The following is a 10,642-nucleotide window of genomic DNA, read 5'->3' as shown; positions in this document are numbered from 1 at the left end:
GCAACCCAAGTTGCCGATAATTTCTTTTTACTTCAATAACTTAATCCTGTTTTTCTCGTTTGCGCTACTGTCTTTGACGCATGTTCGATGCCGTGCTCCGTGCCCTTGCCGATCTCCGCCCTGTTGCGGACAAAAGGCGGCTGACTGACTACCCGACGGTTGCGGGCGATGCTGGAAGAGGGGTTCAGGGCTGAGGGGCCGATGATCATCGAAGCGCTTGTCAGCAGCGCGGAATATGACGAGCTGGTTCTGTTTAAGGATAAGTAGGCGCTCCTCGCGGGAAGGCGCACAAGAGCCTGGGCCGGCCGCAACAAACGTAGCGCTTTAGGGTGCTTCCTGTGTCCAGGACCGATGACCATAATAGCAAAGATCGGCCTTTGACGGACCTATCGGGCGGCGTTGACGACATGAACTGCGAGCGTGTGAGCGGCAACGTTACATCCGCATTCGGCAACCGCGTATGCCAGACATCCTCGGGCTGGATGTCCACGACGCGCTCCGCCCTCTCGAATTCTGCGGCGCGGGCGCGGGACCAGTCGATTTTGGCCCTGCCCGTCAGCAAGAGTGCCTCGCCTGTGGCAAAATCAGGAATGAACAATCCTGCGCGGCCGCAAACCTCGATGTTGCCAAGTGTGTTGTAGTATCGATTGCCCGCATAATCCGGAAAGGAAAGTGAGCCGTCCGCATTCAGACGCAAGACACCAGGCATGCCCCCGCGATGGGAAACATCCGCACCGTCTTCTGCGTAGGTCGCGATGAAGAAGGTGTCCGCCGAAGAGATAATCCGCTGTGCAGTCACATCGTCGATTGCAACGCGTTTACCTGCGTCAGGCGGAAATGACGTCGCAGGCGGTCGGATATCGCGCGTCCGGATGTATTTCGGGCAGTTGCCATAGCTCTGTTCGACATCTATCGACAGAACGTTCTTTGTTGCGGCAGTGATGACCCCATTCACACGGTTGCGCCGACGGGTCGCAAAGTCCAACCCAAGCACCGCCGCCTTGCTGCCTGGTCGTAGGTCCAGACCCAGCGGGTCGGTAAGCACTGGGTAGGTGTGGGCGATCAGCCGTGTGGGTGTTGCTTGCGCCCCGGTTGGCAGCGGGCAAACTGTCGCCCAAGGCCGGCCCTGCATATCCCGCAGGCCGACAAACAGCGCCGGCAGGCTTTCAAAGAAAGCCTGATGTTGCGGGGGCATCTCCGCCCGGATGGCGCGGGCAGCGCGTTCGCGATACTCTGCCGGAACACCGGTGCGGTCCTGCACTGCGCGTTCGCCCGCGTGGAAAACGTAATCAGGCCGGGTCATGGAGCTGTCCTGCACAGGTCAAAGGCCAAGATCGGACAGGCCCGGATGATCGTCAGGGCGCCGACCGAGTGGCCAGTGAAACTTGCGCTCATCTTCGCGGATCGGATGCTCGTTGATGCTGGCATGACGGTGCGCCATCAAACCGTCTTCGGCGAAGTCCCAGTTCTCGTTGCCATAGGCCCGGAACCATTGCCCGCTGTCATCTCGGTATTCATAGGCATAGCGCACGGCGATGCGGTTGCCGGCAAAGGCCCAAAGCTCCTTGATCAGGCGATAGTCCAGTTCGCGTGCCCATTTGCGGGTCAGAAAGGCCTCGATCTCGGCGCGGCCCACCGGAAATTCGGCGCGGTTGCGCCAGCGGCTGTCCTGCGTATAGGCCAGCGTCACCTTCGCTGGATCACGGGAATTCCAGCCGTCCTCGGCCAGGCGGACCTTTTCCTTGGCACTGTCTTCGGTGAATGGGGGAAGCGGGGGGCGGCACATTGGCATGTCCTTTTTCAGTTGAGGGGGGAGAGGCAGGCGGCCGGATAGGGCCCGGCCGCACTACCAGAGTCAGGCTGCGATCTCGGTTGAATCGACCACCGGGAAATCGATCTCGGTCTGGGCCAATTCGTTCAGGTAGTTGGTCCAGACGTTCAAGGCGACATGCTGCACAATTTCGATGATCTGGCCGTCGTCATACCCGGCCTCACGGACATCGCGCAGATCCTCTACGGCGACGCGTCCCCGCGCGTCCACCACCTTGACGGCAAACCGCACGGCGGCGTCCGCCTTGGCGTCGTTGGAGCGCCCGGCACGGTTGGCCGCGATCTCGGCCTCGTCGAGTTTGGCGAGGTTCTTGCCAAGGTAAGTATGGGCAGAAAGGCAGTAGTTGCAGCCGTTCGCTTGCGCCACTGCCAAGGCCACCCGTTCGCGGGTTGCGGCGGGCAGACGGCCTTTGTCAAGGGCTCCGGACAGGCCGAGGTACCCTTCCAGCGCGGCCGGGCTGACACTGGCAAGACGGAACAGGTTGGGGACCGAGCCAAGCTGTTTTTCGACGGCTTGCAACAGCGGTTGCGATGCGTCAGGCGCGGCTGCGATGTTGATGGGATAGGGAATGCGGGACATGAAAAAGCTCCTTTGCTTGTGGTGTGAGGTAGATTTAGGAGCTTCCATATTTTGGCGATAGATCATAAAAATGAGATAAAGATTCTCAAATTTTGGAAAGCATATGACCGACCGCCTTGAGACCATGTCCATATTTGTGTGCGTCGTGGACGAAGGCAGCCTGACAGCCGGCGCCCGTGCCTTGGCGATGCCAATCGCGACGGTTAGCCGCCGGATTTCCGAACTGGAGGACAAACTTGGGGCCGAGTTGTTGCTGCGGTCCCCACGGGGGTTGACACTTACGGATACCGGCCAAACCTATATCGCGGCCTGCCGCAGGATACTTGAAGAGGTTGCAGAAGCAGAGCGCAACGCCAGCGGTGAATTCACCGCTCCTCGGGGGACGCTGACGATGACCGCCCCCATCGTTTTTGGACGGTTGCACGTGCTGCCCGTGGTGACCGCCTTTCTAAAGGGCTTCCCGGATATCGACATACGGTTGGAACTGACGGACCGTCCAGTCAACCTGCACGAGGAACACCTTGATCTGGCGGTCCGCATCGGACCGCTTTCGGACAGTATGTTCATTGCGCGCAAAGTGGGCGAGGTGCGCCGCATTATCTGCGCCAGTCCCGCCTATCTGGCGAAACACGACCCCCCAAAAAATCCCGGCGATCTTGCGAAGCTGGATGCCATTACATTCCAAAGCCTCCTGCCGCCGCAGAACTGGCAATTTGACTCCGAGCAACCGCAGAAAGTCATGCCGATGCGCGCGCGCCTGATTGTGAACACAGCCGAAGCGGCGATTGATGCTGCTATTGACGGGTTGGGTTTCACGCGCGTTCTGTCCTATCAGGCCGCCGAGGCGATCAAGGCCGGGAAGCTGGTGCCGCTTTTGCAGGAATTCGAACCCGCAGCCTGGCCCGTCCATCTTCTCTACGAACCGCGCGCCCTGATCCCTCAAAAACTCCGCGCTTTCCTCGATTTTGCCGGACCGAGGATTGCAACCCACATGGCCTGATCCTCTCCACTCCTGCAGTCACCGCCTTGGCCAATCGGGAAACTTATCTCAACAATGTTTGCAGACACCGTTTAAGGTGACCAAGGCCTGTTGTTGGTAATGGTATAAAAGTCCCGGTTTGGATCAGAGATGCTTGACGATTGGCGCAAAGTTTCCTGACGCAGCCCGCTGTACGCATTCAGAAAATCCGCCGCATGGAGGAAAACATGTAAGATGTTCGGTATTCAGCGTGGGAGGTCAGACAAATTTGCCTTTTACGTCACATCGAGTACGTTCTCAGGCAGCCCTATTCCTCCAGAAAATTTTGTTCAGTGCCCTGTCCAAACCGCACCGCAAGATCGCGTGTCGCCTCTTTTGCCGCGATTACCGAACGGTCATGTCGCGCGTCCTTGAATTCCTGATACTCGATGGCAATTGTTTCGATGTCGGCCGCATCAACACCAAGATAATGTGCGCAGGCGGCGATTGCAGGGTCCAGCGCATTCATGTGCGCGCGCGGCCCGCCGGCGTCAAATCCGAACTCGCCGCGCGATGACAGGACGACCAGTTTTTTGCCCTTCAGGATCGGCTGGATTGGGACATCGCCCCGCGCCAGGTCAAAGGAAAACGTCCGCCCGATCCGGGCGATGTGATCAATCCAGCCCTTCAAGGCAGCAGGCATCCCGTAATTGTACATCGGCGCGCCCAGCACGATGATGTCTGCGGCCTCGACCTCGTCAATCAGCCTGTCCGACAAGGCCAGCCGTTCGGCCATCCAATCGTCGCGGGCTTCAAGCGGGGCAAAGGCCGCGTGGATAAATCGGTGGTCAATCGCCGGAACGGGGGCGCGCCCGATGTCGCGGGTGATCACATTGGCATCCGGGTTGGCGGCTAGAAATTCGGAGATGAACAGCGTTGTCAGCATACGGGTCAGCGAGCGGTCTTCCAGCTGTGCGCTGGCGTCGATACGAAGCAAGGTCGTCATAGGTTTCTCCTGTGTAGGGGCCGGTATGGCCCCGTCGCAGCAGGAGGTAGCAGTGGCCAAAACCTTTGGCCAAAGCGAATATTTCAGGCATAAGATGAATGAGATTCACCCTGCGAGACAACGATGCGGAAATTGCCACCTTTACACGCCCTGCGCGCTTTTGAGGCCGCCGCCCGGCATCTGCATTTTGCCGATGCGGCAGAGGAACTGGGCCTGACGCCGACCGCGATCAGCCATCAGGTGCGGCAGTTGGAGGACATTCTGGGAGTGACATTGTTCCACCGCTTTCCCCGGCCTGTGCGTTTGACGGCAGCGGGGGAAAAGCTGTTTCCGGTGCTGCGCCGGGCGCTGGACCAGATTGCAGGCACAATCGACCAACTGGCCATTACCACCGCCGAAACACCACTGCGCCTGTCAGTGACCATGGCTTTTGCCAGCCGCTGGCTGATGGCGCGCTTGCCGCGTCTGGGTGCAGAAACGGGGCTGAAAATCACGGTAGAGGCCGCCGACCTGCCCGCCGATCTGCATGCGTCGGATATCGACATGGCAATTCGCTATGCGGGCCAGCCCGATGACCGGGCGGAATGGCACCGGCTTTTTGACGATGCGATCATTCCGGTCTGTGCGCCGGATCTGGTGAACCTGCCGCTGACACCGGATGGCATCATGGCGCTGCCTTTGCTGGACTACCGTTGGAAATCCGCGTCGCAGAACGCGCCCAGCTGGCAGCGCTGGCACGCCCGTGCCGACGTCAAGGCATCACTGCCCGCTGTGGCCCAGACCTTTTCCGAAGAGATTCACGCGATTGACGCGGCGGTGTCGGGGCAGGGCGCGGTTCTGGCCTCACAACAGCTGGTGGCGGATCTGCTCAACGCCGGTCAGCTCGTGCAGCTCTCCGACATTGCGTTGCCGGGCCTGACCTATTGGGCGGTGTTCCTGTCCACTCATTCGGATCAGGACCGGCTGGCGCAACTGTTGGACTGGATGCGCCAGCAAAGCTGAATCAGGCGGCCGAGACGGTCACCGACAGGCCGCGCGGCACGGCGTCTGCGCCATTGATCGGCAACAGATCCATCGGACAGGCGGAGACCACGGCGATCAGGTCCATCTCGGCGCGAAACATAACCGCGTCACCGGCCCGCGAGACCGGCGGCAGCCAGACCATCTCGCCCCCTGCGCGGGCGGGCGTGTTCATCCACAGGTTGAACGGGCAGGGCACCTGCGGCAAGGCCACGCCAATCGCCGCCAGAGCCATTCGTAGGTTGTCGGTGCAATTGTCATGATACCCCTGATGGCCCAGCTCGTGATACCGGTGAATGTCGCAAGAGGCGACAAGCGTGTCATGCACCCCCTCGGAACTGTCAGAGATCAGCGTCAGGATCGCCCGCCTGCGGTTGGTCACCAGCGCATCACCGGCAGAGGGGCAGAGTTTGCGCAGGTTCGGGCGCATATGCTCCATCGACAGATGCTCGCCGGGGTCGGCGGCGCTGAACGCCCAGAAATCGGCCACCTGACTGCCGTGGCAGTTGGTGACGGTCAGCATCTGCCCTTGTTCCACACGGATGGCGCGGCCCTGACGTGCGGGCACGTCATAGACAATGTCCAGGTGCGGCTGGCCTAGATCGCCCACGGTCTCAAATGCTGAAGGGTTGCTGCCATCGGAGCGGGCGGAGTCGAAGGGAAGGGGGAAATCGCTCATCTTGATACTCCTTGAAAGACGGCAGTGGGATAAGGGGTTGCGGGTTCCACATGCGGAGTCCAAGCTCCGCTGTCGCGCAACTGCCGGACATGTGCGGCGATGTCTTCCAGCGGGGCGAACCAGACATCGGGGCGGGACAGAACGGTCTCCAGCCAGCGATCAACCACGCGCCAGCGCGCCAGCCGCCCGGTCAGAAACGGGTGCCAGATTCCGACCCACAATCCGCCCGCTTCATATTGCGCCTCGAACTCGGCAAAGGAGGCTTCCAGCCCCTGCGCGGGGCTCATCACTGGCATCATATAGCCGATCTCGGCATAGTGGGCGAAGGGCGGCCAGTCGTCGCTGCCCCAGTGGACGGGCACTTCGATCAGATCCCCTTTGGCGGCGGACAGGACATAGGGCAGGTCGTCGGCCATCATGGATGAATCATATGTCAGCCCATGGGCGATCGCCAGGTCGATGACCCGTGGCGTGACGTTGTAGGCTGGTGCGCGGTAACCGCGCGGGGTCTGGCCAGTGGCGCGTTTGTGAACGTCCAGCGTCCGCTCGAACCAATAGGTCTGCTCGGCATCGGACATCTCGGTGGGGTCTTCGTGCAGATAGCCATGCAGCCCGATTTCATGGCCGTCTTTCAGAATCGCCTCAACGGTTTCGGGATAGGTTTCCATCACCCATCCGGGCATGAAAAACGACTGTTTCAATCCCAGCCGGCGATAGGTTTCCAGAATGCGCGGCACCCCGGCGTTGGGGCCATAGCGGCCCATGCTGATGGGGTACAACCGCCGGTGGCTGTCGTTTGGACGCGCGATGTGGATCAGGCTGTCGGCATCGACGTCAAAGGTGATGGCACAGGCGCAGCGCGCGCCGTTGGGCCAGGGGATCGGGTTGCGGATCATGGGCAATGTCCTTTCAGGTCAAGGGAGTGTTCCAGCTTGCGGGCGGCCATCAACAGGGCACGGTCACAATCGGGCGCGCCGACCAGTTGCAGGCCGATCCATTGCCCCGCAGCGGTCTGCCCGACAGGTAGCGTGACAGCGGGCAGGTCCAGCAAGCTGGCGGGCATGATCAGGCTCAACGCCTGCTGATTTGTCCGCGCATAGGCTTCGGGATCGGACAGCAAGGGTTCAGCCAGTGGTGCGCCAAAGGGCAGGGTTGGCAAGGCGATGATGACATCAGGGGCCGGCCAGAGTCTGCGCAGATGCGCCGCACTGCTGCGGACCTTTGCCATGGCGTCCGGTGACAGTCTCGCCGCCCTCTGCAACCGCGCGGCCACCAGCGGGTCGACCAGCGCAAAGGCCTCCGACTGTATCAGGTCGTGGTACAATTCGGCGGCATCGGCACCACCGGGCCAGCCCTGCGCGGCAATCAGCTCCATCGCATCCGCCAACAGGCTGCGTGGCCTGTGTACCCCTGGCCGCACGCGGCTTCCACTGCGTTGCGAACCGTATCGGAAACCTCGAAGGTGGCCCGCGCCGTCGCATACTGGTCCAGCCAGATCTGCGGCCTGCTTTCCGGCTCCTCCGCTTCACCGCTCAAGATCGTGTCCAGATCACAAAGATCGCGGGCGGTTCCCGTGATCAGCCCAACGGTGTCATAATCAGGCGCAAGCGGCAGTACGCCGGTCATCGGATAGCGCCCGCGCGTTGGGCGAAAGCCGAACAGCCCGTGAAATGCTGCCGGAACGCGACACGACCCGGCGGTATTGGTCCCCACTGCCAGCCGTACCATGCCATGTGCCACCGATGCCGCCGCCAGGGTCCGGTCCAGCGGCATGGCCATCACGCCGCCGCCTTCAACGCAGTGACCCCCAGCAGCACGCCGTCCTCGGGGTGCCAGGAGGCATAGACCTGTTGCCCCGCCCTTGCCGACAGCCGCTCAAGATCTCGTTGCTGAAGCTGCGCGACAATCCCGGTGCCCGCGGCCGTTTCCAGATGCAGGTTGACGACCGCGCCTGCAAACTCTTCGGACATCAAAGTGCAGGGCACCTCGTTTGTGCCCCAACCGGGTTGGGTGGTCACATTGATCCGGTCTGCACGCACCGCTAGGTCGCATTTGGTTCCCGTTTGAACGCTGGCAGGATCTGCGATTTGCAGCAACCCGTCTGCGCTGTCGATCCCGACCTTGCCCTCTCTGGTGGTCTTCAACATCCCGCTGAACAGGCTGATACCGCCGACAAACTGTGCGACAAAGCGCGACTTGGGGCGCAGGAAGATATCCTGCGGGGTGCCCAGTTGTTCGATCCGGCCCGCATTCATGATGACCACGCGGTCGGCTAAAGAAAAGGCCTCCGAATGGCTGTGCGTCACATAGACAAAGGTGATCCCCAGCTCGCGCTGCAACCGCTTCAGCTCGCCCTGCATGCGGATAGACATATGCGCGTCCAGCGCCGACAGCGGTTCGTCCAGCAGCAGCACCTTGGGCTGCAACACCAGTGACCGCGCCAGCGCCACGCGCTGCCGCTGCCCACCGGACAGCTTGGCCACATTGCGGTCGGCGAACCCTGCAATGCCAAGCCGTTCCAGCCATTCGGCACAGCGCTGTTGCCGTTCGGGGCCAGGCACCTTTTTCATGCGCAGGCCGAATTCGACGTTTTCCCGCACGGTCATATAGGGAAACAGTGCCAGGTTCTGCCAGACAAGCGGCGTCTCACGCTGCCAGACCGGTAGGTCGTTGATCTGCTGACCCTCCAGCCGGATGTCGCCGCGCGTCGGTTCCTCTAGACCGGCCATCATGCGCAATGTCGTCGTTTTGCCGCAGCCCGAGGGGCCCATGATGGCAAGAAACTCGCCGGTATCCTCGGTCAAGTCGATGTCCTTGACGGCCTCGAAGGTGCCGTAGGATTTGTTCAAGTTGTGCAATTCCAGAAGCGGTTGGGTCATGGCGACACCTCTTTGTTTTTGTGGGATTTTGTGCTGCGCAACAGCAACATCTGCGCGGCAAAGACCAAGCTGAGGGTGGCGGCAAAGGCCAGCGTGCCGATCACGTGGATGGTCGGGTCGACCTGTCCTTGCAGGGTGTTCAGCACGGTGACGGGAACGGTCTGTTCCAACCCGCCGACAAACCAGGCGATGGCATATTCATCAAGCGACACGGCAAAGGCGATCAGCGCCGCCGCCCCTATGGCAGGTGCCGCATGCGGCAGCACGATCAGGCGCAGCGCTTGCCCCGGCGTGGCCCCCAGATTTTGCGCGGCGGTTTCGAATTCCCGCGGCAACTGTTCCAGCCGCAGACGGCAGATCGCCATTGCAAAGGGCGTGGCGACAACCACATGGGCCACGATGATCGAACCCACCGTGCCTGACAGCCCGATCCGCGAGAAGAACGCCAGCATGGCTAGGCTGAGCACCACAATCGGCACCGTCGGCGGCAGCAGGGCTAAAGCCAGCACCATGCGCTGCCCGAAAAACCGGAACCGGAAGTCGGCATAGGCGGCAGCAAAGCCCAGCGTGGTGGCAACCAGCGCCGTGCTCAGCGCGATGGTCAGGCTGTTTTTCAGCGCCTCCAGCATGCGGGCATCTGCAAAGACCTGTGCGTACCATTTCGTGCTGAACCGCGTGATGTCGAGGCTCGGAAACCTGTCGACGCTGAAGGAAAAAACCAGAGCAGACAGGATCGGCGCATAGAGGATCACAAAGACCAGCGTCAGCCCCGCGAACCAGATCCATGCGGGCAATGCGTGTTTCAGATGGGTGTTCATCTCAGTTTCCTTTCTGGCGATAGGCCCAGGCGACGGCGACCAGAGACGTCAGCAACAAGGCCGCCATCATCAGCAGTGACACCACCGCCGCGCGGGGCCATTGTTGGCCGCCCCTGATCAGGTCGGTCAGTAGGATCGGCAGGGTCTGAAAGACGCCGCCACCCAGATAGGTGGCGCTGACGAATTCGGCATAGCTCAGCAAAAAGGCGAACAGCACGCCAAGGCTCAGACCCGGACGGCAGCGGGAAGGATGATGTGGCGCAAGACGTGCTGCGGGCGCGCGCCCAGATTGACGGCTGCCGACATCTCGGTGCGGTCGACATTGCCCAGCGCAAGCGTTTGCAGCACCAGCACCACCGGCAGCGTCAGGGTGGCGTGGCCCAGAAAAAGCGCCGTGTAGCTGTTCAGCAGACTGGCACCGGACAGACCGACGCTGTGAAACAGTTGCGGCAGCACGCCGCCTTCGCCCAGAAACACCTGCAGGGAATAAATTCTGACCAGATAGCTGGTGAAAAACGGTGCCAGGGCGAGGCCCAAAAAGGTCAGCCGTCTGGCCGGGGTGATCAGAAACGCCATCGCGTAAGAGGCCGGAAAGGCCAGCAGTGACACCAAGGCGGCGCTGATCAGGGACAGCCCGTAGCTGCGCCAGAACGTGGACCACAGAAAATCGAGCGACAGCACATAAGACCAGGCCGACAGCGAAAAGTCGGGGGTCAGACGGTAGTTTTGGACCGACCAGAACGACATGGCGATCAGCAGCAGCATCGGGCCCATAAAGAACAGCGCAAACCAGATCGGTAGCGGGGCGGCCCAAAGGGCAAACCAGGCACGCCGGCGCAGTCGCACCTTTGCGGATAAGACGGACATCGGAT

General features: G+C 61.3%; 14 protein-coding genes. 2 read left to right on the top strand and 12 right to left on the bottom strand.

What is annotated here, in order from left to right; translation table 11 throughout:
- Positions 1-253 precede the first annotated feature (253 nt).
- From C8029_RS06920 to C8029_RS06910, 3 genes are all read right to left on the bottom strand, one after another.
- Positions 254-1,303 (bottom strand): pyridoxamine 5'-phosphate oxidase family protein, encoded by a 1,050-nt coding sequence (locus tag C8029_RS06920; protein ID WP_152002550.1) that lies wholly within the window; start codon positions 1,301-1,303, stop codon positions 254-256.
- An 18-nt stretch (positions 1,304-1,321) separates the two neighbouring features.
- Positions 1,322-1,786, bottom strand: a complete 465-nt coding sequence (locus tag C8029_RS06915; RefSeq protein WP_009571988.1) for a nuclear transport factor 2 family protein — start codon at positions 1,784-1,786, stop codon at positions 1,322-1,324.
- A 69-nt stretch (positions 1,787-1,855) separates the two neighbouring features.
- Positions 1,856-2,410, bottom strand: a complete 555-nt coding sequence (locus C8029_RS06910; protein ID WP_152002549.1) for a carboxymuconolactone decarboxylase family protein — start codon at positions 2,408-2,410, stop codon at positions 1,856-1,858.
- 103 nt (positions 2,411-2,513) lie between these two features.
- Here C8029_RS06910 and C8029_RS06905 point away from each other — a divergent pair, with 103 nt between their 5' ends.
- A complete protein-coding gene (locus C8029_RS06905; protein WP_009571990.1) occupies positions 2,514-3,410 on the top strand; it encodes a LysR family transcriptional regulator in 897 nt (298 codons plus the stop codon).
- Positions 3,411-3,696: 286 nt separating this feature from the next.
- On the opposite strand, the gene C8029_RS06900 is transcribed toward C8029_RS06905, so the two are convergent.
- On the bottom strand, positions 3,697-4,374 hold the full coding sequence (locus C8029_RS06900; protein ID WP_152002548.1) for an FMN-dependent NADH-azoreductase: 678 nt from the start codon (positions 4,372-4,374) through the stop codon (positions 3,697-3,699).
- 123 nt (positions 4,375-4,497) lie between these two features.
- Between C8029_RS06900 and C8029_RS06895 the strand changes: the two genes are divergently transcribed.
- Positions 4,498-5,376: a LysR family transcriptional regulator gene (locus tag C8029_RS06895; RefSeq protein ID WP_009571992.1), complete on the top strand. Its 879-nt coding sequence runs from the start codon at positions 4,498-4,500 to the stop codon at positions 5,374-5,376.
- 1 nt (position 5,377) lies between these two features.
- Here C8029_RS06895 and C8029_RS06890 read toward each other — a convergent pair whose 3' ends face one another.
- The 8 genes from C8029_RS06890 to C8029_RS06860 are packed head-to-tail and all read right to left on the bottom strand — an operon-like array spanning position 5,378 to position 10,637.
- On the bottom strand, positions 5,378-6,073 hold the full coding sequence (locus C8029_RS06890; RefSeq protein ID WP_009571993.1) for a DUF1989 domain-containing protein: 696 nt from the start codon (positions 6,071-6,073) through the stop codon (positions 5,378-5,380).
- Entirely contained in the window at positions 6,070-6,969 is a 900-nt protein-coding gene (locus tag C8029_RS06885) for a polysaccharide deacetylase family protein (RefSeq protein ID WP_152002547.1), read from the bottom strand. The genes C8029_RS06890 and C8029_RS06885 overlap by 4 nt, the downstream gene beginning before the upstream one ends.
- On the bottom strand, positions 6,966-7,448 hold the full coding sequence (locus tag C8029_RS06880; protein ID WP_009571995.1) for an amidase family protein: 483 nt from the start codon (positions 7,446-7,448) through the stop codon (positions 6,966-6,968). The genes C8029_RS06885 and C8029_RS06880 overlap by 4 nt, the downstream gene beginning before the upstream one ends.
- Positions 7,439-7,852 carry an amidase family protein gene (locus C8029_RS06875; RefSeq protein ID WP_009571996.1) on the bottom strand — a complete coding sequence of 138 codons (414 nt, stop codon included), beginning with the start codon at positions 7,850-7,852 and terminating at the stop codon, positions 7,439-7,441. The genes C8029_RS06880 and C8029_RS06875 overlap by 10 nt, the downstream gene beginning before the upstream one ends.
- Positions 7,852-8,952, bottom strand: coding sequence for an ABC transporter ATP-binding protein (locus tag C8029_RS06870; RefSeq protein WP_152002546.1), 1,101 nt, complete (start codon positions 8,950-8,952; stop codon positions 7,852-7,854). Before C8029_RS06870 ends, C8029_RS06875 begins: the two co-directional genes overlap by 1 nt.
- Positions 8,949-9,770 (bottom strand): ABC transporter permease, encoded by an 822-nt coding sequence (locus C8029_RS06865; RefSeq protein ID WP_152002545.1) that lies wholly within the window; start codon positions 9,768-9,770, stop codon positions 8,949-8,951. Before C8029_RS06865 ends, C8029_RS06870 begins: the two co-directional genes overlap by 4 nt.
- 1 nt (position 9,771) lies before the next feature.
- Positions 9,772-9,987: a hypothetical protein gene (locus tag C8029_RS22320; RefSeq protein ID WP_226946266.1), complete on the bottom strand. Its 216-nt coding sequence runs from the start codon at positions 9,985-9,987 to the stop codon at positions 9,772-9,774.
- 8 nt (positions 9,988-9,995) lie between these two features.
- A complete protein-coding gene (locus tag C8029_RS06860) occupies positions 9,996-10,637 on the bottom strand; it encodes an ABC transporter permease (RefSeq protein WP_226946265.1) in 642 nt (213 codons plus the stop codon).
- Positions 10,638-10,642 lie beyond the last annotated feature (5 nt).

Origin of the sequence: Roseobacter sp. TSBP12 (assembly GCF_009129705.1) — a bacterium.
Classification (GTDB): Bacteria; Pseudomonadota; Alphaproteobacteria; order Rhodobacterales; family Rhodobacteraceae; genus Celeribacter; species Celeribacter baekdonensis_A.
The sequence above is the reverse complement of the archived record's forward strand: the minus strand, read 5'-3'. Positions and strand labels throughout refer to the sequence as shown.